We start from the raw sequence: 20,952 nt of genomic DNA, 5'->3' as shown, positions 1-20,952 counted from the left end.
TGACTCGTCCGTGCCTACTGATTCGACTGCTGCGATCGCGAATATCGCGGAGTTGATGATGACCCAAGACGCGACGGGAGTTCTGCTTGCGTTCCACTGGCGCGAACTCAGGAGCGATACAGAGTCTCGTCAGTGGCTTGGAAAACCCATGAGTGTGAGATTCGCTCCGGTTTCTCCTACAACGTATCTAGAGCGGTTGAAGCGGGTGTTATCGTCTCAAACCCCAGAGCAGTTTCGCTGTCTGTTTGAGTGCGGCGATCGGACGATTCTATTTGATCTGGTGATGAGTCCGGTGATTTTGCCGAATGGAACAGCCGCGATCGTGGTGGTTACTGGTGAGCAGGCGAATGAATTAGACGAAGCGCGATCGCCGTTGCAAGCGGTGGAGATTTCACGCGAGGAGGATCTCGATCGCTATCAGCAGCTTTTGACCCAAATCGTCTGGAATGCGCGACAAAATCTAGATCTTTCAACGATTTGGCAGGTGACGGTCGATGGACTGGGACAGGCGCTAAATGTGAGCCGCTGTGTGATTTGTCCGTATGATCCCAAGCGATCGAGTATTGAAGCAGTCGCAGAATTTCGCCAAGACTGTCTTGGATCGCTCAAGGGTGAAGTGTTCCAGCTTCAAACTGATCCTTTGTTGCAAAAGGCGCTGGCGACCTTAAAACCGATTCGTGCAGTAAAACAGGCTCCGGAGGAGATTGATCCGGCTCTATCAGGTGATATTCCTCAAACTCGATTATTAGTGGCAACGCATTATCAGGATCAGCCGAACGGTGTGATTATTCTCGATCAGTGCGATCGCGATCGCGTTTGGACACAGGTTGAACTGGACTTTGTGAAAGAACTGGCGGATCAGGTGGGAACGTCGATCGCTCACGCTGCATTGCTGATCGAACTGCAAAGAGCAAATGACAATTTGATGCTAAAACACCGTGAATTGGAAGAAGCACGATATCAAGCAGAAGAAGCATCACGGCTCAAGAGTGAATTTTTAGCAAATACTTCGCACGAATTGAGAACGCCGTTAAATGGAATGATCGGCTTTTTGAAGCTAATTCTTGATGGAATGGCGGAAGATCCCCAAGAACAGCGGGAATTTATCGAAGAAGCTCATCGATCAGCAATGCACCTCCTTGACATCATCAACGACGTTCTAGACATTGCCAAGATCGAAGCTGGAAAAATGCAGATTGAATGCAATCCAGTGAGCTTACAAGAGTTATTGGATCAAGTTGAAACGATGACTCGAACTCAGATTCGACAAAAGAATCTTAGTTTTGAAGTGCAGATGCCGCAAACACACGATGAAATTGTTGTATTTGGCAATTATCAGCGGTTGCTTCAAGTGCTGCTCAATCTGATGGGCAATGCAATCAAATTCACCAACGAAGGCGGCATCACCGTGAGCGCTGAAGTGATCAAAAAGCGGCTCGTGGTTCAAGATGAGGAACTGCCAGGACTGGTAAAAATTCGCGTTGCGGATACTGGAATTGGAGTATCGCTCGACAAACAAGACAAGCTGTTTCAATCGTTTAGTCAAGTCGATGGATCGCTGACTCGGCAGTATGGTGGCACAGGGCTAGGACTAGCGATTTCCCAAAAGCTGGTTGAAGCAATGGGCGGAGACGTAAATTTCTACAGCATGGGTGAAGGATTGGGATCAACTGTTACATTTACAGTACCGCTCTATCAAGAGCCTGTCATGATTGCAGCAGATTGAGCCATGATTCAAGCTTCAGTGAAAGAGCCGCTTACTCAAGATCAGCGCATTGTTCATCATGGACGGACTTGGCGACAGTTTAAGCTGATTCAGGAAGGGTTTGAAAACTCGCCTGGAGTTCGGCTCTCTTTCTACGCAGAAACGATCGAAATTCTCATGCCCGGACAACCTCATGAAACGTTTGCCAGTATTATCGGATGCTTGTTGATGATTTATCTGGCACATCGAGGAGTCGCGTTTGTGCCCACGCGATCGATGACGCAGGAAAAAGAAGGAGTCGCTTCGGTTCAAGCCGATGAATCTTACTGCATTGGGAAAGTGAAGCCGATCGCGGATTTATCGATCGAGGTTGTTTTCACGAGCGGTGGACTTGAGAAATTGCCTCGATATCAGGCGTTAGGCGTTCCTGAAGTCTGGTTTTGGGAAGATGGAACGCTTCGACTGAATCATCTTCGGAATGATGGCTACGAGCGAATTGATCGAAGTGAGTTACCAGGGTTAGAAGAACTTGATATTGATTTCCTTAAGCGCTGTATTTTGATGGCTGAGACAGATACAGGAGAGGCGATTCGGGTCTTTCAGCAGGGATTGTAAAAACTACGATCGCATTTCTATCTAACGTTTAGAATGCAGTGTTTTTCCAAGCGAGGTCAAAATGAGAACACCGCAATCCGTAAAGACGTTGGAAGAATTGGGGCGGGTGCAATTGTCGAAAAGCTTTTTTATGCGGGAGTTTCTTTACTCTGAGATTTCGCAGATTGAAGGGATTCCGAATATTCCAGATGATCCAGAATTAGCGATCGCTGCCGGAAAACAATTGTGTGAAAACGTGCTCGAACCGATTCAAGAGGGACTGGGACGGGTTAGTATTCGATCGGCTTATCGATCGTGCAAAGTCAATCAGATTGGTTCAGAAAAGAAAGGTTACAACTGTGCTGAAAATTCTTCAAACTACGCTCGTCACATTTGGGATGTTAAAGATGAAAAGGGTTTTATGGGTGCGACAGCTTGCATTGTTGTAACTTCTTTCATTCCTTACTATGAGCAAACAGGAGATTGGACGGCTTTAGCTTGGTGGATTCACGATTGTATCGATGCGTATGCAGAGATGGAATTCTTTTCCAAATATGCTGCATTTAACATTACCTGGAGTGAAAATCTAGAGTATCCGAAAAAGATTTCTGGTTGGGTAGAAAATCCGTATACAGGTAAGCGTGGATGCTTGACAAAAAAAGACATGGAGAATTTCTCTGGATCGCATGAGCCGTTTTATCAGAAATTTGTTGAGCAGCTTCGTTAAGCGACTTCTCGATAAATTCTTTAAACTAGGGAAAGCGACATTGTTGGAGATGCTATGACCACAACAGTACAGACTGATGCGCGTGCCTTGTTTCGGGCTGCTTACGAAAATCGGTACACCTGGGATGAGAAATTTCCGGGCTACACCGCAGACGTGACTTATCGCGAAGACGGTAAGACCTATCAAGCCAAATGCCGCATCAATGCTGACTTTACGTTTGATGTGACCGATATCGAAGACGGAGAAGGCAAAAAGGCAATTCAGGGTCAAGTTTGGGAAATTGCCGTTCACCGGGTGCGTCGGGCATTTGAAGCAACCCACGGCGAAAATATTTTTACGCTTGGCACGACTGATCCCGATGGTGGAGTCGAAATTTTAGTCGGCGGCAAGTCGGAAGGCGATCGCTATAAAGTTCGCAATAATGAAGTTAGTCTCGTTCACCGTCATATTCATGGCGTGGTTGTGACAATTAATACTTTCAGCAGTCACGACACCGGAAATGGCTATCTGTCGCATCGGTATGATTCGCTCTACAGCGATCCGAAAACCGGAGCCGTGAAGGGCGCGAGAAGCGAATTTGAAGACCTGTACGAAGAAATTGGCGGCTATTATATTTTGACCAGCCGGACGATTACGACCGAAGAACACAAGAGCGAATTTTTGTTCTCAAACGTTCAATTGCTCGAAAACGTGTAATCCGATAAATCAAGTGCCAACTCCCGCACTGAAATTGTCGATCGTTCAGCGTTAGGATATCAATATCAAGCTGTTAGAAGGTGAATTATGTCTCTGACACTCACACCCGAAAATGTGGAAACCGTTCTCGATGAACTGCGTCCGTACCTGATTTCGGATGGTGGAAATGTGGAATTGGTGGAATTGGATGGACCGATCGTGAAACTGCGCCTTCAAGGGGCTTGTGGAAGCTGTCCGAGTTCGACCATGACCCTGAGAATGGGAATTGAACGCCGTTTGCGCGAAATGATTCCAGAAATCGCAGAAGTCGAACAAGTTCTGTAAGAAATTCCTCAATTTGAAGGGGAGGTGAGGGTCTAGACTATTTAAAGTCTCCTCACCTCCCATTTTTATGCCGTATCCGCTCCATGTTGCATTTATCTGGCATCAGCATCAACCGCTTTATAAAAGTCGGGGTGATGCGAACTATTATTCGCCGTCTGAAGGGCAATATCGCTTACCGTGGGTGCGGCTTCACGGAACGAAGGATTATCTCGATTTGGTGTTGCTGTTAGAACGCTATCCAAAACTGCATCAGACGGTGAATTTAGTTCCGTCGCTGATCATGCAGATTGAGGACTATGTAGCGGGAACGGCACTAGATCCCTATTTGACGGCGACCGTAACACCGGATGAAAACATCGATCGACCTTTAAAAGAATTCATCATCGAACATTTTTTTGATGCCAATGCTCGTACTTTGATCGAACCACATCCGCGCTATTCAGAACTCTACGGACAGCGGCAAGATCGGGGACGCGGTTGGTGTTTGGAAAATTGGAATGCTCAAGATTTTAGTGATTTGCTGGCTTGGCACAATTTGGCGTGGATTGATCCGCTGTTTTGGGATGATCCAGAGATTGCGGCTTGGTTGGAACGCGGGAAAGGATTTACGTTAAGCGATCGACAACGCATCATCGCCAAACACCGAGAAATTCTCAGCCGCATCATTCCGCAGCACCGCAAAATGCAGGAGACTGGACAGCTTGAGGTGACAACGACACCTTACACTCATCCGATTTTGCCCTTGTTAGCCGATACGAATGCGGGACGGGTCGCGGTTCCAAATATGACCTTGCCCGAATCACGATTTCAGTTCGCTGAAGATATTCCTCGGCATTTGAATAAAGCTTGGCAGATGTACGAAGAGCGATTTGGTCGATCGCCGCGTGGATTGTGGCCCTCGGAACAGTCGGTCAGTCCTGAAATTCTGCCGTATGTGGCGAAACAGGGATTCAGTTGGCTGTGTTCGGATGAAGCGGTTTTAGGCTGGTCGCTGAAGTACTTTTTCCATCGCGATGAAACGGGGAATGTCTATGATCCTGAGAAGCTCTATCGCCCGTATCGATTGGAAACACCAGCGGGAGATTTAGCGATCGTGTTTCGGGATCATCGCTTATCGGATTTGATCGGCTTTACTTACAGTGCAATGGAGCCGAAGAAAGCGGTCAGAGATTTAGTGGGGCATTTAGAGGCAATTGCTCGATCGCTAAAACCGAAGAATGATCAGCCGTGGCTCGTCACGATCGCATTAGATGGCGAAAATTGCTGGGAGTTCTACCCACAAGACGGGAAGCCATTCTTAGAAATGCTCTATCAAACGTTGAGCGATCATTCTGACATTCGGTTAGTCACGGTTTCAGAGTTCATTGAACAACATCCGCCGACTGAGACCATTCCTGCGAATCAGTTGCATAGTGGCTCTTGGGTCGATGGTAGTTTTACGACTTGGATCGGTGATCCAGCAAAGAATCGCGCTTGGGATTTGCTTACCGCAGCAAGACAAACTTTAGCGAATCATCCAGAAGCTACTGAAGAGAACAATCCGGAAGCTTGGGAAGCATTGTATGCAGCAGAAGGATCAGATTGGTTCTGGTGGTTTGGCGAGGGACATTCCTCGAATCAGGATGCGATGTTTGATCAACTGTTTCGGGAGCATTTAGCAGCGTTGTATCGATCGCTAAACGAACCTGTTCCTGAAAATGTGCGCCAACCTGTTGAAGTGCACGAAGCACAAGGCGATCATGCACCTCAAGGATTTATTCATCCCGCGATCGACGGTCGAGGCAATGAGCAAGATTGGGACAAAGCGGGACGGATCGAGGTCGGTGGCGCTCGTGGAACCATGCACCAAAGTAGTCCGATTCAGCGGCTTTGGTATGGTGTGGATCACATCAATTTCTATCTGCGCTTGGACTTAAAAACCGGAGTGCAACTTGGAACGGAAATTCCACCAGAGCTAAACTTGTTTTGGTACTATGCAAATCAACCGATGAACAATAGTCCAATTCCATTAGTTGATGTTCCGGAGCAAGCACCGCTGAACTATCACTACCATCATCATTTAGGTGTGAACTTGCTCACTCAGACGATTTGGTTTCAGGAAGCTGGAGAATATTTCCGCTGGCAATCGAGAGCAAGCCGCGCTCAGATCGGAGTGGATCAGTGTGTAGAGATTGCTATCCCTTGGGCGGATTTGAAAGTAGAACCTGATTACTTACTGCAATTGATTGTAGTGTTCTCAGATGGGGGACGGTATCGGGAGTATTTGCCGGAGAATGGGATTATTGCGATCGCGGTTCCGTAGAGATTAGCGATCGTCGGTTTGGGCGATCGCTTTATTGCAATCTTTCCTGCCATTTCTCAGGATCTTGTCTGCTGTTAAAGATGGCATATACGATAATCTCTGTGCTTGTTTCTTCGTAAAAAATGGAATAGGGAAAGCGTCGAACAACAGCTCTGCGATATTCCTTGTAGACAATCTGATACTGTTTTGGATTGCGGCTGATAGATTGCAGACAGGCATCGACGACTGTGAGAAATTCTCGACCTAAACCAATTCGCTTACTCTCATACCAAAAGTATCCTTGATCAGCATCGTTTTCGGCTTCAGGAGTAAGCGTAATGCTTTTAGCCATGCTTCTCAATGATCCGACGCTTCACGTCTTCCCAGGAGCGACCAGAAGCAGGATTAGCTTGATACGCCGTTTTTCGACGATCGAGTTCGTCTTTCTGCTCCTGTGTGATTGGAATATCTTCAGTATCTAAACTATCCCACAAGTCTTGCACGAGCAGAAGCCGTTCAGAAGGACTCAGTTTAAGCAATTCCGTACGTTGAGAACTTAGCATAATGATGATTATTGCGCCTCTTCTTTGTACTCTACTTTCATCTTGGTCAGTAAGCTGCTATGTATTTTCCCACGATCGCATAAATCTCATCATAATCGCTGCGATAGATGGATTCGGTGCAATCTTGCGATAGTGTTAACAAAGATTGCGCTGAGATGAAAGTGAATGATTGCTGCGGTTTCTCTTCAAAACGTTTACAAGGTTTACAACAAAATCCCAGTAGTGGATGGGCTATCGTTTGAAATTCAAGCGGGCGAAATGTTTGGGCTGTTGGGTCCGAATGGGGCAGGCAAATCGACCACGATTCGGATGTTAACGACGCTGACAAAGCCCACTGATGGGCGGATTCAAGTCGCAGGATTTGACGTGGTGAATCAGCGATCGCTGGTGAAATCTCATATTGGCGTAGTTCTCCAGCAAATCAGTATCGATAGCGATCTAACCGTTTGGGAGAACATGGAATATCACGGACGATTACATCACATTCCCAATCCACAGCGACAAAAGGACATTGATGAAGCGCTGGACTATGTGGAATTAAGCGATCGACGAAATGATCCCGCCAAAACGCTGTCTGGTGGGATGAAGCGACGACTCCAAATCGCTCGCGCTTTGCTGCATAAACCTGAGATTCTTTTCCTTGATGAACCGACCGTCGGACTCGATCCGCAAACTCGCCGCCGCTTGTGGGAGATCATCCGCGAATTGAATCAGCGAGGCATGACGATGCTATTGACAACGCACTATATGGATGAAGTGGAATACTTGTGCGATCGAATTGGCATTATGGATGCAGGTAAATTGATTTCGCTTGGCACATTAGAAGAACTACGCCAGCAATACGGTAAGGGAATTCTGATGAAACAGTCGGGCGAACATTGGGATTATAAATTCTTCCCAACAGTTGAAGATGCAAATCATTATCTAGAAGAGCTTCCAGATAAGACTGGGACAATGACTCGCCCTTCAAATCTGGAAGATATTTTTGTCGAATTAACTGGGCGGAATTTGGATTAGCACGATCGTAGTCTTGCCAAAAGTCCGACAATTTCATCGATCGCACTTCTCTGTACAGGTGCGACATCTGAAGCCTGATTGATAATGATGCTAAATGCGATCGATTCGTAATTTGGTGGATCAATATATCCTGAAAGCGCTGTCGCACCCGTTAACGTTCCTGTTTTCGCTCGTGTGATTCCTTTGGCTGGACTATCTTGAAATCTTCCCTGCAAGGTTCCGCTAACTCCTGCGATCGATAAAGAATCACGGAAGTATTGTGCTTCTGGTTGCTGTGATATTGCTAAAAGGATTTTTACTAATGCGATCGGTGTTGTCCAGTTTTGTCTTGATAAACCTGAACCGTCCGATAACTCGACCTCAGTTTTATCAATTCCAAGGCGATTTAATTCAGCAATTAAAGACGCGATTCCTTTTTCTAACACCGTACTAGTCGATGAATTCTGTGTTCCTAGCGTTCTTAAAAGGACTTCCGCATAGAGATTATCGCTGAATTGATTGGCTTGTTTTATCAGTTCCCTGAGCGGTGGAGAATTGATTCTTGCAACTTCAATTCCATTCGATCGAGTTGTCTGATCACTCACACTGGAGCGAACGATCGTAATTCCAGCTTGGTTAAGCGATCGAACAAATCGTCGCAAAAATCGTTCATTTGGATTCGGAACCGCGACTTCGTAAGGAGCAGGCGTAGAACCCATTCGTAACTGTCCTGAGACTTTCAAAATCGGCTGACTCAGATCGCGTCCAATCTCGATCGATTCTTCGGTTTTCGCATCTACAGTGTTCGATCGATTTTCAACTCTCCAAAAACTGCCTTCGATCGACTCGTCCCATTCGACTTTGAGCGGTTGCCCTAATCCTTGCGGCACTAATTTGAATCCTAAACGGTTCTCATTAAAAATCAAACTATTGACCGGAGCCGCGTAAATTTCTGAGATATCTCCGATCGCCCAATCTGGATTTAGCACCGTTCTGCCAAAATAACTATCTTCGACAACTAAGTTTGAAATGCGCCCAATTCCACGCTTCTTTAACTGTTGAGCTAAATCGTTCAACTGTCGATCGCTCACGCTCGGATCGCCCCGTCCGACTAATCTCACGCTCCATCCACTCGGCGATTCTGTGCCAAATACCGAAGTCCGAATGCGATACGAAGGAGTGAGTTTTCGTAATGCCGCCACTGTTGTCAAGATTTTGACATTAGAAGCGGGAATGAAAAAACGATCAGCATCGCGACTATACAGCGTTTGGCGGGTGCGTAACGTTTGGATCATGACACCAAAGCGCGATCGAGCAAAATTCGGACGATTGACGATCGCATCAATTTGAGGAGCGAGATCTCTTGGACAAATAGGCGCGACAGGACTTGCACGAACAGTAGACGCAAACACTGTGAGCGAAATAAAACTAATCAGACTTGCAACAGAGCGGGAAAATAGCGCGGTCATGGAGGGTTCTCAGAAACAATGCACCATTCGATCGAGAACAATTCCCCCTTTAGAGAGGACAGGATTTTCTCTTTCATCACTAGAATTGAACCACAATCTTTCGAGAGTGATCATTATGGTGCAAGAACGTAATTTACCGCCTCGGAAAGCTCAAGAGCAGGACATCGATTCTGTTCGTCGGACGGACCCCCGCCCGATTCCGCCTGTGGTTCAAAATAATGCGGGCACTCCTGTCACGGATATCGCTTCAGGATTAGCATTATTGCTTTCGATTATCGCCTTTTTCCTTAGTTGCTATGCCGCAATTCAAGCAAGCAGTCTTCGCCGACAAGCAGAACCTGCATCCCCCGCACCGCAATCGAACTCTCTAAATCAACCTGAAAGTCGTCCGAGCATACCCTGGGTTGCCCAATCTCGATTTCAACAAGTCACACCTGGACAATTTCGCCAACCCACTCAAGATGAAACGGGCGAAGTCGAATTACTTTCAGCTAGACGAGTCGAGCGATCGGGAAATCAAAATTTCGCCAAAATTGATCTGCGAATTCGTCGGCTCGATCGACCTGCTCAAGGACTCACCGAAATCGATTTACCCAATACGATCGCGCTCAATAGCCGCACAAATGAGAAATACACCGCTGTAGAAACCAAAACGCCACAAGATCGATTGATCAGCATGGCGAGTTTGCGACCGGGTGCAACAGTGAACGCTTCAGTGATTGTCAGAGTTCCTGACGATCTCGATCGAGTTGACCTCGATATTCCCAACGTACGGGTCTTTCGGAATGTCCCGATCGGGTTGGGGTAATTACAAATTTCGTGTTAATTCAACGATCGTAGAGACGCGATGCATCGCGTCTCTACCCGAATTGCGCGGCGAAACGGCGATTTACGGTGCAATGATCAATTCATTCATTCGAGCAACAGCCCTTTGGTAAGATCGTGCGATCGAGATGTGCGCCGCTCAAATCCATGTCCAATGGACTCGCCTCGGTCAATGATGCCCAGCGCAAATCCGCATTCTCCAAATTTGCACCCGTCAAATCTGCCCGCAACAGAATCGCACCTCTAAGATCCGCCCCTCGCAAATCCGCATCTCGTAAATCTGCATGACACAAATCGGCTCCGTGTAGGTTCGCGCCGCTCAGATTTGCATGTCTCAAATTCGCTCTACCTAAAGCCGCTCGACTCAGATCACTCCCTGACAAATCAGCATCCGCCAGTTCTGCACGACCCAATTTCGCCTCAGCAAAATTCATGCCGTGAAAATCGCGATCGCCTGCGGTATACCGCTCTACAATTTGATTCCAGTTCATAGCCTCAATGTCCTATCTGAGTCACTTACTCGTTAAGGTAACGGCTGTTCTTACTCAGAATCTCTATCTCTCGAAGGAGCTACGGGATATCAAATTGATCTTTGAACGGTACAAATCCAACCGCGATCGTGCTAATTCAATAAATCTTTAAAGTAAAAACAGCGATCACCGGTGATCGCTGTTCATTTAACTTCCCCAAATTATTCAACGGGTAGAATCATACCCTCGCGTGCCAACAAGCTATTCGGGAAAACTGATCGCACTTGAGCTTCGATCTCATCGAGACAATCATCGTCGTGATTCGGATCATGATGAAACATCACCGCTTGTTTCACTCGTGCCGCATCGACCACTTTTAACGCTTCCTGCCAAGTTGAGTGACCCCAGCCAATTTTGGGCGCTTTCTCGTCGTAGTATTCTTCATCGGTGTAGCAGGCATCGTAGATCAAGACATCCGCATCCCGCGCCAAATGCACCAGATCTTCATCAATGCGATCATGATAATGCTCGGTATCAGTCGCATAGACGACCGTTTTTCCATTGTACGTGACTCGAAAGCCGATCGCAGAATTGGGATGATTGAGCGGTCCTGTCTCGATCCGAATTCCGTCGAGTTCGATCACGTCCCCAACCATGATGTCGGTGAACTTCAGATCCGATTTCATAATCTGCATCGGAACCGGAAAGTTGGGGTGGTGCATTTGATCACTGAGGCGTTTTTGCATCGAGGCACCATTCGGAGCGATCGCACCGTAGATGTGAAAACAGTTTCCAGGGACGAAGGCGGGAATGAAGAAGGGAAAGCCTTGGATGTGATCCCAGTGTGAATGTGAGAAAAACATATATGCTTCAACGGGCATTTGCTTGAGCATTGATTTTCCCAGCACCCGTAGCCCTGTTCCACCATCGAAAATCAGGCGCTTTCCACCGACGCGCATTTCGACACAGGACGTGTTGCCGCCGTAGCGAACGGTTTCATTGCCAGGGACAGCGATACTGCCTCGAACACCCCAAAAGTGAATAAAGAAATCAGAAGACTGGGTCATTGCTGGAATTAGAGTTGCTTCAAGAGCTTGTGTATGCAACTCGAAGAAAGCGAAAACAATCTTAGAGTGCCTATGATTACAAGCAGTGTGCAGTGATGCCGTACGAAGACGGTGGGAGCAGCGTCCCTTTGTTTAGGCTACCCATTGGACGGTGGGGGTTACCAAGCTGACTCGAATTATAAGACGCACAATAAAAAAAGGCTCAGGAAGATTTCTGAGCCTCAAAAGTGTCTGTAATTTCACGGACAGCTAATTTGCCGCTTTGATGCACTGCTCGACTAATGGCAGGACTTTATCGACATCTTGCCAACCGAGAATTTCTGTGACTTTCTTCTCTAGATTTTTGTATGTTCTAAAAAATTCTGCGACTTCATCTAAACGGTGAGCAGCAATGTCATTCAGCGATTTAACATTCACGTAGCGCGGATCTTTATCGGGAACGCAGAGAATTTTTTCATCGCGATCGCCGCCATCGATCATTTCCAACATTCCGATCGGACGAGCTGCAATCACGCATCCAGGGAAAGTCGGCTGATCCATGATCACCATGCCATCGAGCGGATCGCCGTCGTCCGCAAGCGTGTTGGGCACGAAGCCATAATCTAACGGATACATCACCGAGGCATACAGAACGCGATCGAGGGCAAACGCATTCAGGTCTTTATCGAATTCGTATTTGTTCTTGCTGCCTGCGGGAATTTCGATCAGAACGTTGATCAAGCCCGGTTTGGGTTGGGCGGGAATGCGTGATAAATCCACAGCGGGTTCTCCAAGCTAAACAATTTCACCATTCTGAATTGTAGGGGAGTTCATGCCAAAAAGAGTTTGTAGGCGGGATTTTGGTTTTCGTCCCAATAGCGATAGTCGATCGAATTCAAAAACGCCTGCCAATCGTCCATTTCATCAGGCGGAACTTGAATTCCCAAAACGATTCGACCGTAATCGGCTCCATGATTTCGATAGTGAAAGAGGCTGATATTCCAATCAGGGCGCATCGACGTGAGGAATTTGATCAGCGCTCCCGGACGTTCAGGAAATTCAAAGCGGTATAAAACTTCGTGTTCAGCTAACGGCGATCGACCTCCAACCATGTGCCGCAGATGCAGTTTAGCGAATTCATCGTCGGTGAGATCGATCGTCTTAAAGCCATTCTCCTCGAACGTTTTGACGATTTGAGCCGCATCCGATCGCCCTGAAATTTGCATTCCCACAAAGATATGAGCAGTCCTTTCGTCTGCGATTCGATAGTTAAATTCGGTGATATTCCGCGCACCGAGTAAACTACAGAATTTCCGCAGACTGCCGCGCTCTTCGGGAATGGTTACAGCAAAAATTGCTTCTCTGCGTTCTCCAAGTTCTGCCCGTTCTGCAACGAATCTTAAGCGATCGAAGTTCATATTCGCGCCGCAAGCAATCCCGATCAAGGTCTGATCGGTAATTTGTTCGCGTTCCACGTACGCTTTCATCGCTGCGATCGCTAATGCTCCAGCAGGTTCAAGAATCGATCGTGTATCTTCAAACACATCCTTGATCGCCGCACAAATATCATCGGTATCGACCAAAATCATTTCATCCACATACTGTTGGCAGAGGCGAAATGTTTCTGCTCCGACTTCTCGAACTGCGACCCCATCCGCAAATAAGCCAACATTGGGAAGTTTGATTCGCTGTCCGGCTTTGAGCGATCGCGTCATCGCATCCGCATCAACAGGCTCAACTCCGATAATTTTCGTTTCTGGTCGCAGACGTTTAATATAAGCAGCAATTCCAGAAATCAGACCGCCACCCCCGATCGCGACAAACACCGCGTGAATCGGTTGCTGATACTGCCGCAGAATTTCCATCCCGATCGTGCCTTGTCCGGCAATCACATCCGGATCATCGAACGGATGAACAAAGGTTAAACCCTTTTCCGCTTCTAGCTGTCGAGCATGAGCGTAAGCATCATCGTAAGTGTCCCCGTGTAAAACTACTTGACCCCCCCGCGATCGAACCGCATCCACTTTCACTTGCGGTGTGGTCACAGGCATCACAATAATTGCGGTTGTGCCTAATCGTTTTGCACCGAGCGCGACTCCTTGAGCATGATTGCCAGCCGAAGCCGCAATCACACCCTGAGCTAACACATCAGGAGACAACTGCGCCATTTTGTTATACGCGCCCCGCAGCTTAAACGAGAAAACGGACTGCATATCCTCGCGTTTTAGCAGCACTCGATTCTTCAGGCGAGCTGAAAGATTCGGGGCAAATTCGAGCGGGGTTTCCTGGGCAACATCGTACACGCGGGCGTTCAAAATCCGCTCTAGGTAGTCACCAGACATAAGATTTAAGGTGAGGAAATTCGATGAATCCTCATTGTACGAGGTCAGGGGGATTCATCGGGGATTTGATCCGGGTCAATTCCCATCGATCGTAGATATGCGGCTAAGCGATCGGCACGTTGTCGTTCCTGTTCTGCTCGAAGTCGTTCCTGTTCTGCTCGAAGTCGCTCTTGTTCTGCTCGAAGTCGCTCCTGTTCTGCTCGTCGTCTGAGTTCGACGGGGCTGAGAAAGCGCTCTCCATCAGGTCGGTAAAGCGTGAGATCTTGCGCTGTCAGCTCAAACCGAACTCCAAGGCGAGGACTGATCCAACCGTTCATCTGTTGGATTTCGACGAGTTGTAACCCTTGACGAATCCAGCCTTTTAGGTGAGCGCGATCGGGGTCGTACAGGTAATATTCCTCGACTCCGTACCTTTGATAAAACTCAAATTTTTTCGCCATTTCCGTCTCTGTGTTGCTTGGCGAAAGAATCTCAAAGACGACTTGGATCGGGATATTGTTCTCTTCCCATTGCTTGTATGACCCGCGTCTTCCCTTGGGTCGCCCGAATGCCACTAACGCATCAGGAGCGACACCGCGAACGGTTTGGGATTTGACTGGATACCAAGGCAAATCACCTGCGACAAAGACATTTGGATCGTCGGCAAACAGGATTTCGAGATTTTCCTTGATCAGTACGATCCAGTTAAATTGCTCGGTGTTGTCTGCCATCGGTTGACCGTCGCTGTCCGGAAAATATAAGTCAGTTGGGGAGTACGAAGTCATAGCAGTGGCTCGACAACGAGGATATCCTTTAGTGTAGTCGATCGTTGTCTTCTAGCTTCTATGTACCAATCACAGCGCATCTACTTACCGTTTGGCGATCGCACTTTAACACTCGGATTGAAGCCGCTAGCGATCGCAGATTGGATCGAGATCGATGATCAGTTCGTGTCGTACTTGCAACGAAAGACAGAACTCTTAAAAACCAATCATTCAGAAGTGTTTGCAAGTTTGCCAAACACGCAGATTGCACAGCAGGAAGTTTTAGATTTATTGTTAGAGCATCTATCACAACAGGTTCCAGAACTGTACGATCGCACTTCTAAAACAATCACTGTAAAAGCAACGAACCAAACCTGGAACATTGATCAGTTTGAACCTTTAGATTTAGCAGGTCGGTTAGTTCAAGAAGATTTTTGTTTAATGCAGCCCAGCGATCGAGGATTTATTCTCGCCACTGCTTCTCTTTGTTTTCCGCTGCGGTGGCGATTGTTAGCAAAGCTCGGAAATCCGATGATGCGGATTCATCAGCCTGTCCCAGACTATTCAGAACAATTAGGAAATCCGGTCGATCGATTGTTCGATCGCTTAAAAGTCGATCGTCCAGTGTTCCGCTTAAATTGGAGTATTGTTGAGACTCCAGAACTTTATTTAGGACATCAAAGCCATTCGAGTACTAACGCTGTGGAACTGACACCGGATGATCTGTGGATTCGTGTGGAACGACAGACTTTAAGACGATTAGCACAATCAGGCTGGATCTTGTTTACGATTCGGACGTATCGCTATCCGTTGATGCTGTTGAACGACTATCCAGATAGTGCGATTGCGCTTTCGTCGATCGTGCAGGATCTTGCTCCAGAAATGCAGCTTTACAAGAACTTACTCCCGATTCGCGAAATGCTTCTCACGGCTTTAGAGCAAATTCTTAAGCGATCGTGAATTCAATACAGCCAGTAAATAGAATTCGCGGTTACACAGACAAAACCTGCCTTCGCAGAGTACCTAATGTTTTTACGATCGCTCAATGCTAGAATCAACCCAATCGAAAAGCGCTTTAATCTATGACAACCCTGATTGCAAACGAAGTCACGCTTGCTCAACTGCGCGATCGATTTAACATTGTGCGATCGACTGATTCGACTTTCTTCAGTGCAGATTTCGCCTCGAATCCGGATGTCACAGAAGCGGAAAAACGAATTCTCGATCGCGTTCAGCAAAATTATCTCAGTCAATTAGAAGTGCGAGGACTGAACGAAGAAACGGTCAAAATGGTGGTCGTTTCGCCGCTGTTAGATCATGCGGGATTTTACCGATTTCCGTTCACGATCGATTCTGAAGTGAGTATCGAAATTCAAGAAATCGATCAAGGTGCTGTATTGACTGAGCGAATTGATACTTTAGTTGTGCGAAATCAGCTTTGGATTTTAGTCGTCGAATCGAAGAGAACTCGGTTTTCTGTCCAAGCTGCGATTCCTCAAGCACTCTCTTATTTATTAGCAAAACCTCAACCTGAAAAACCAGGTTATGCCCTGATGACGAATGGTGGCGAGTTCTTATTTGTGAAGCTGGTCAATTGGGAAACACCAACCTACGGATTTTCTAAAACTTTCTCGCTCTTAAACAGCGGGAATGATTTGTATCAAGTTTTAGCAATTCTCAAGCAAATTACGAGCGCTACCCATTAGCAGCGCTCATTAAACATTAAGCGTCTTTCGGTTCGACCAGATTTTCTAAACCGTCCACGACCTTCATTGACTCGATCGTATCTCCCGCTTTGAGTTGTCCCAAAACGTCTGCGCCCTCAGTCACAAATCCAAAGATCGAATAGCGACCATCGAGCAGATTTGCACCCGCAGGAGTCAACTCTGGCTCAAACAAGAAAAAGAAGAACTGAGACGATCCCCCATTCGCATCAAAGTCAGGGCGCGCTAAGGCTAACGCACCATAAGCCGAAAACGGTAAAACAGGCTCTTCAAGATAGCGTCCCGCATCTTCTAACGTAATGCCGTAAGTCGGAACTTTGTCGCCTTTGACCAGAACTTCGAGCGGAATTCCCCGATATTTATTCGTTTTGGGATCGACGAATCCGACCTCTTTTCCAGGCGGATCACCAATTTGTAATACGTAAGAATCCTCAGCACGAGTGAACGGCAAACCGTTGTAGAAACCACGTTGAACGAGATCCACAAAGTTACCCGCCGTTACAGGAGCGCTAAAACCATCAACGACGATCGTTAAATCGCCTTTCGAGGTTTTCGCCGCGATCGTGGCTCGTCCTTTTAGCTGCGGTAAATTGCTGTACTCTTTCGGCACCTCATAAGGGAAGCCCGTAACCATTGCTTCCTCGATCGTACTCACTTTATCGAGCAACTCTGCCCGCTTTTCGAGCGTTTTGGATTTATCTTTCGTACTCGCAATCTCGGTCAATTCTGCGACTCCAGCTTTAAGCTGTTCGATCAACTGTGCAGCTTCAGATTTACGATCGTCTACCACACTCGCCAAGATCTTGTCGCTTTGGGTTAACAAAATGCGATCGACTCGTTTCACATCTGAAGTGACCGCACCCCAGCGACGATTCGCCCGGAGTTGAGCCGCAATATCTTCAAGACTAGACTGGACTTGGCGAATATCAGAATTCTCGATCGGTAACGCATATCTTAAAAGCGCTTTCGGATCTTTGATCGCGTTCCCTTGCGGTAGCGCATACACAGGTGCCGCAAATCCGATCAGCAAGACAATCACACAGACCAGCCCCAGAAGAGAGCGTTTGAAGGAAACATTACAAAAAGACATACAGCTTAAAACCTAGAGATCAGTCAGCCCGCTTTGATTGTCCCATGTCACGGAGCGATAAAAAGCGGTCATGCAACGGTAAAATGAAGTGCCGAATGTTCTCCCCAATCAAGTAGTTAAAAGTCATGATTTCCAGTAATGATTTTCGTCCCGGTGTCAGTATTGAGCTAGATGGCTCAGTTTGGCGCGTGGTCGAGTTCTTGCACGTCAAGCCCGGTAAGGGTTCTGCATTCGTTCGTACCAAGCTGAAAAACGCTCAAAACGGCAACGTGGTTGAACGGACGTTCCGGGCAGGGGAGACTGTCCCCCAAGCCACACTCGAAAAAAGCACGATGCAACACACCTACAAAGAAGGTGATGAGTATGTGTTTATGGATATGGAAACGTATGAAGAAGGTCGTTTGAGTGCCAAGCAAATTGGCGATCGCGTGAAATACCTCAAAGAAGGCATGGAAGTGAACGTCGTCCGCTGGAACGAGCAGGTTTTAGACGTAGAACTACCAAACTCGGTCGTGCTCGAAGTCACGCAGGCTGATCCCGGTGTGAAGGGCGATACCGCAACGGGTGGCACAAAACCCGCGATCGTTGAAACGGGCGCACAGGTGATGGTTCCCTTATTCATCACGGTTGGGGAAAAAATCAAAGTGGACACCCGCAACGATACGTACTTAGGACGCGAAAAAGAATGATGAGCTAGAGATCAGAAAACCTCTTCACCTTTTCTGATCTCGACCCCAATTTTTGAGGAGTATTAAAAACTGTGCCCTTAGATCTCACTGAACTGCGCGAATTATTAACGGCGTTAAATCAAACAGATATTTCGGAATTAACGTTAAAAGCAGACGATTTTGAATTAACGGTTCGCCGAGGTTCGCGGGTCGAAATGACTTCGATCGCGCCTGTCGCTGTGCCGCAACCGTCGATCGCGCCACCGCCGGAACCGATTAAGTCTGAAGCGCCAAGTCCGGCTCCGATTGTCGATCGCAAACTCGCGGAAGTGGTTTCACCGATCGTGGGAACCTTTTACCGTTCCCCGTCGCCGGATGAGCTGCCATTCGTGGACATCGGCAATCGCATTCAGAAAGGGCAAGTCGTTTGCATTATCGAAGCGATGAAGGTGATGAACGAGATCGAGGCAGAAGTATCTGGCGAAATTGTCGAAATTCTGGTGCAGAATGGGCAGCCCGTGGAATATGGACAGCCTCTGATGCGGGTTAATCCTGCTTAGACAATTCTTCGAGCATCTCTGGGGTTTCGATTCGATGCACCCGGATTTCGTGTAATCGTGGTCCTTCTGCGGAAACGACCGTCAGTTCATAGTTGGCATATTGCAGAGTTTCGCCTTTGTGCGGAATTTTTTGCCATTGGTAAAACAGAAAGCCGCCCAGCGTTTGATACTCATCGGTTACAGGCAGATCGAGATTTAAGCGATCGTTGACTTCTTCAACATCCACTTGCGCCTGAATCAAAAACGTATTCTCATCCACCTTCTGTATTTCGAGATCTCCTTCGCTTTCGGATTCGGGCGGATCACCGATGATTTGTGTCACCAAATCTTGAATCGTCACTAAGCCTGCGGTGCCGCCGAATTCGTCTACGACCATGACCATGTGTTGTCGATCGCGCTGCATCAAGGTAAGCAATTCGCCTAAACTCGTATATTCCGGGACAAATCGAGCCGGATGAATCCAAGATTTGATCGGACTATCCATTTTTAATGTGCCTTGAACTAACGGTTCTGCGAGTTCCTTCAGATGGACTAGACCGCAGATATCATCGATCGATTCTCCGATCACCGGAAATCGAGAGTGACCACTTTCAGCCACTTCAACTAATAAATCGCGAACGGTGGCATCGATCGGTAATGTGATCATGCTCGGTCGTCGGATCATTACAGATTCGGCTGAAACTTCTCCGAACTCAAAAACGTTACTCAGAAGTTCGCGTTCTTCTTGTTCGAGTCCGCTCGATTCGGTTGAAGTCGCAATGATCAACTGCAATTCTTCAGGCGTGACTTGGTTATACCAACCTTGCCCCGTGTATTGAACACCGATCAATCGCAACAGTAAGCGAGTCGATTGATTCAATACCCAGATAAACGGATTGAAAAATCTAGCGATCGCTAAACTAAACGGTCCTAAAAATCTAGCGATCTCTTCTGAATACAAAAGCGCCAACGACTTCGGACACAGTTCACCCAATACGATTTGCAAATAAGCGATCATGAGAAATGCGATCGCAGTCGAAGCCGTATGTGAAATCGGTTGAATCAACCCATTCGGTAACGGCAATCGACCAAACCAAGTCGAAACGACCGCCGCCATTGTTGATTCGCCAATCCAACCGAGCGCCAAACTCGATAACGTAATTCCAAGCTGTGTAGTCGAGAGTAATCGATCGATACTCCGCTGAAGTGATTGAACCGTTTTCGCCTGAATATCACCCGCATCGACGAGTTGATTAATCCGAGAGCGGCGAACTGAGACGATCGAAAATTCAGCCGTGACAAAGAATGCGTTGATGGCAATTAGCAACATCACCGACAAAAATCGGAGTCCGATATCGGCAGAACTGAGATCCTGAGTCGGAACCGCCAGCACAAGCGGAATAGGGGCAGTCATTGAGCCATCAACATGGAAACATCGCCTGAGAAGATGAGTTTAACGCTATTTGATGGGAATGTCTGCCATCTTGAGTTGGAGTTTTTGATCGGGGTAGTCGCTCAGTTGTAGAGAAATTTTCTGAGCATCATCGAGCATCGAATTCGGGATGCTGATCGTTCCGGTAAAGCGATCGCTTTTTGACGGCAATTCCGGTGGCAATCCGGTGGTATCTGCCACGATTAAACGACCTTTATCATCGGTGACGTTGAGAAAACTGTAGAGAAATTTCACCGCTTGATCGCTGTTATTTTTCAATGCCACATCTAGCAGCAAATATTCCCCTTGCTTGCGAATTCCGGTCACATCCATTGCGACTCCACTCGCTTGAGTCGTCATCGGCAATTTTGCGCTAGTCGGAGCCGCATCGGGTTTATTTTGGTCAGGCTTTGCTGACGGAGAAGGACTCGGTGAAGCACCCCGTCCGCCTGTGTTCATCTTTTCTTTTACCGATTTGAGAACGTCTTCTTCTTTTAATAAAACGATGTCTTCCCGCGTACTCGTATTCTTAGCGGCTGCCCCTTTTGTCGGGCGTGAATCTGGTTGCTTAATCCCTTTGAGCGCTGTTCGCCCTTGTGCAAATCCCCATGTTCCGGTCAATACGCCTGCTCCAAGCATGAGAGCGAGCAACGTAAACGTCAAAGCAACCGTAGAATTCACTTTCATGAGCGATCGAATCAATGGAACTTACATCAGC

Annotated in this window: 23 protein-coding genes; 12 read left to right on the top strand and 11 right to left on the bottom strand. The window is 47.4% G+C overall.

What is annotated here, in order from left to right; genetic code table 11:
• The first annotated feature begins 10 nt into the window (after nucleotides 1-10).
• The 6 genes from NIES2104_RS11105 to NIES2104_RS11080 all read left to right on the top strand — a co-directional run bounded on the left by NIES2104_RS11105 (nucleotide 11) and on the right by NIES2104_RS11080 (nucleotide 6,348).
• The gene (locus tag NIES2104_RS11105; RefSeq protein WP_263970942.1) at nucleotides 11-1,726 is read left to right on the top strand and encodes a HAMP domain-containing sensor histidine kinase; all 1,716 of its coding nucleotides are present in this window, start codon (nucleotides 11-13) and stop codon (nucleotides 1,724-1,726) included.
• A gap of 3 nt (nucleotides 1,727-1,729) precedes the next feature.
• Nucleotides 1,730-2,320 (top strand): Uma2 family endonuclease, encoded by a 591-nt coding sequence (locus tag NIES2104_RS11100; RefSeq protein WP_058998276.1) that lies wholly within the window; start codon nucleotides 1,730-1,732, stop codon nucleotides 2,318-2,320.
• A gap of 61 nt (nucleotides 2,321-2,381) precedes the next feature.
• Nucleotides 2,382-3,026 carry a hypothetical protein gene (locus NIES2104_RS11095; protein WP_058998275.1) on the top strand — a complete coding sequence of 215 codons (645 nt, stop codon included), beginning with the start codon at nucleotides 2,382-2,384 and terminating at the stop codon, nucleotides 3,024-3,026.
• Between the two features lie 54 nt (nucleotides 3,027-3,080).
• Nucleotides 3,081-3,722, top strand: a complete 642-nt coding sequence (locus tag NIES2104_RS11090; protein ID WP_058998274.1) for a DUF3386 domain-containing protein — start codon at nucleotides 3,081-3,083, stop codon at nucleotides 3,720-3,722.
• A 93-nt stretch (nucleotides 3,723-3,815) separates the two neighbouring features.
• Entirely contained in the window at nucleotides 3,816-4,046 is a 231-nt protein-coding gene (locus NIES2104_RS11085) for a NifU family protein (protein WP_059001667.1), read from the top strand.
• A gap of 67 nt (nucleotides 4,047-4,113) precedes the next feature.
• A complete protein-coding gene (locus tag NIES2104_RS11080; RefSeq protein ID WP_058998273.1) occupies nucleotides 4,114-6,348 on the top strand; it encodes a glycoside hydrolase in 2,235 nt (744 codons plus the stop codon).
• 31 nt (nucleotides 6,349-6,379) lie between these two features.
• On the opposite strand, the gene NIES2104_RS11075 is transcribed toward NIES2104_RS11080, so the two are convergent.
• Together NIES2104_RS11075 and NIES2104_RS11070 are read right to left on the bottom strand one after the other, a co-directional pair.
• Nucleotides 6,380-6,679: a type II toxin-antitoxin system RelE/ParE family toxin gene (locus tag NIES2104_RS11075; RefSeq protein WP_058998272.1), complete on the bottom strand. Its 300-nt coding sequence runs from the start codon at nucleotides 6,677-6,679 to the stop codon at nucleotides 6,380-6,382.
• Nucleotides 6,672-6,890: an addiction module protein gene (locus NIES2104_RS11070; RefSeq protein WP_058998271.1), complete on the bottom strand. Its 219-nt coding sequence runs from the start codon at nucleotides 6,888-6,890 to the stop codon at nucleotides 6,672-6,674. Before NIES2104_RS11070 ends, NIES2104_RS11075 begins: the two co-directional genes overlap by 8 nt.
• 165 nt (nucleotides 6,891-7,055) lie before the next feature.
• On the opposite strand from NIES2104_RS11070, the gene ccmA reads away from it, so the two are divergent.
• The gene (ccmA, locus tag NIES2104_RS11065) at nucleotides 7,056-7,907 is read left to right on the top strand and encodes a heme ABC exporter ATP-binding protein CcmA (protein WP_058998270.1); all 852 of its coding nucleotides are present in this window, start codon (nucleotides 7,056-7,058) and stop codon (nucleotides 7,905-7,907) included.
• Here the strand turns inward: ccmA and dacB are convergent.
• Nucleotides 7,904-9,355: a D-alanyl-D-alanine carboxypeptidase/D-alanyl-D-alanine-endopeptidase gene (dacB, locus tag NIES2104_RS11060; protein WP_058998269.1), complete on the bottom strand. Its 1,452-nt coding sequence runs from the start codon at nucleotides 9,353-9,355 to the stop codon at nucleotides 7,904-7,906. The genes ccmA and dacB overlap by 4 nt on opposite strands.
• 115 nt (nucleotides 9,356-9,470) lie before the next feature.
• Here dacB and NIES2104_RS11055 point away from each other — a divergent pair, with 115 nt between their 5' ends.
• Nucleotides 9,471-10,163: a hypothetical protein gene (locus NIES2104_RS11055; RefSeq protein WP_058998268.1), complete on the top strand. Its 693-nt coding sequence runs from the start codon at nucleotides 9,471-9,473 to the stop codon at nucleotides 10,161-10,163.
• 100 nt (nucleotides 10,164-10,263) lie between these two features.
• Here the strand turns inward: NIES2104_RS11055 and NIES2104_RS11050 are convergent, their stop codons facing one another.
• The 5 genes from NIES2104_RS11050 to NIES2104_RS11030 form a co-directional block, all read right to left on the bottom strand.
• Nucleotides 10,264-10,671 (bottom strand): pentapeptide repeat-containing protein, encoded by a 408-nt coding sequence (locus tag NIES2104_RS11050; RefSeq protein WP_058998267.1) that lies wholly within the window; start codon nucleotides 10,669-10,671, stop codon nucleotides 10,264-10,266.
• Between the two features lie 200 nt (nucleotides 10,672-10,871).
• The gene (locus NIES2104_RS11045; RefSeq protein WP_156426922.1) at nucleotides 10,872-11,717 is read right to left on the bottom strand and encodes an MBL fold metallo-hydrolase; all 846 of its coding nucleotides are present in this window, start codon (nucleotides 11,715-11,717) and stop codon (nucleotides 10,872-10,874) included.
• A 249-nt stretch (nucleotides 11,718-11,966) separates the two neighbouring features.
• On the bottom strand, nucleotides 11,967-12,476 hold the full coding sequence (locus NIES2104_RS11040) for an inorganic diphosphatase (RefSeq protein ID WP_058998265.1): 510 nt from the start codon (nucleotides 12,474-12,476) through the stop codon (nucleotides 11,967-11,969).
• Between the two features lie 50 nt (nucleotides 12,477-12,526).
• Nucleotides 12,527-14,038, bottom strand: coding sequence for a threonine ammonia-lyase, biosynthetic (gene ilvA, locus NIES2104_RS11035; protein WP_058998264.1), 1,512 nt, complete (start codon nucleotides 14,036-14,038; stop codon nucleotides 12,527-12,529).
• Nucleotides 14,039-14,082: 44 nt separating this feature from the next.
• A complete protein-coding gene (locus NIES2104_RS11030; protein ID WP_058998263.1) occupies nucleotides 14,083-14,802 on the bottom strand; it encodes a Uma2 family endonuclease in 720 nt (239 codons plus the stop codon).
• 60 nt (nucleotides 14,803-14,862) lie between these two features.
• On the opposite strand from NIES2104_RS11030, the gene NIES2104_RS11025 reads away from it, so the two are divergent.
• Both NIES2104_RS11025 and NIES2104_RS11020 read left to right on the top strand, forming a co-directional pair.
• On the top strand, nucleotides 14,863-15,741 hold the full coding sequence (locus NIES2104_RS11025; RefSeq protein WP_058998262.1) for a DUF3445 domain-containing protein: 879 nt from the start codon (nucleotides 14,863-14,865) through the stop codon (nucleotides 15,739-15,741).
• 122 nt (nucleotides 15,742-15,863) lie between these two features.
• Nucleotides 15,864-16,487 carry a type I restriction endonuclease gene (locus NIES2104_RS11020; protein ID WP_058998261.1) on the top strand — a complete coding sequence of 208 codons (624 nt, stop codon included), beginning with the start codon at nucleotides 15,864-15,866 and terminating at the stop codon, nucleotides 16,485-16,487.
• 16 nt (nucleotides 16,488-16,503) lie between these two features.
• On the opposite strand, the gene NIES2104_RS11015 is transcribed toward NIES2104_RS11020, so the two are convergent.
• Nucleotides 16,504-17,595, bottom strand: coding sequence for a peptidylprolyl isomerase (locus tag NIES2104_RS11015; protein ID WP_058998260.1), 1,092 nt, complete (start codon nucleotides 17,593-17,595; stop codon nucleotides 16,504-16,506).
• A 125-nt stretch (nucleotides 17,596-17,720) separates the two neighbouring features.
• Here NIES2104_RS11015 and efp point away from each other — a divergent pair, with 125 nt between their 5' ends.
• Nucleotides 17,721-18,284, top strand: a complete 564-nt coding sequence (gene efp, locus NIES2104_RS11010) for an elongation factor P (protein ID WP_058998259.1) — start codon at nucleotides 17,721-17,723, stop codon at nucleotides 18,282-18,284.
• Nucleotides 18,285-18,355: 71 nt separating this feature from the next.
• Nucleotides 18,356-18,823, top strand: a complete 468-nt coding sequence (accB, locus tag NIES2104_RS11005) for an acetyl-CoA carboxylase biotin carboxyl carrier protein (RefSeq protein WP_058998258.1) — start codon at nucleotides 18,356-18,358, stop codon at nucleotides 18,821-18,823.
• Here accB and NIES2104_RS11000 read toward each other — a convergent pair.
• On the bottom strand, nucleotides 18,810-20,216 hold the full coding sequence (locus NIES2104_RS11000; RefSeq protein ID WP_058998257.1) for a hemolysin family protein: 1,407 nt from the start codon (nucleotides 20,214-20,216) through the stop codon (nucleotides 18,810-18,812). The two genes, accB and NIES2104_RS11000, sit on opposite strands and share 14 nt — an antisense overlap.
• A gap of 45 nt (nucleotides 20,217-20,261) precedes the next feature.
• On the bottom strand, nucleotides 20,262-20,921 hold the full coding sequence (locus NIES2104_RS10995) for a hypothetical protein (protein WP_058998256.1): 660 nt from the start codon (nucleotides 20,919-20,921) through the stop codon (nucleotides 20,262-20,264).
• Nucleotides 20,922-20,952 lie beyond the last annotated feature (31 nt).

This window comes from Leptolyngbya sp. NIES-2104, from assembly GCF_001485215.1.
Lineage (GTDB): Bacteria > Cyanobacteriota > Cyanobacteriia > Leptolyngbyales > Leptolyngbyaceae > Leptolyngbya.
This window is presented reverse-complemented; position numbering and strand designations above follow the sequence as displayed.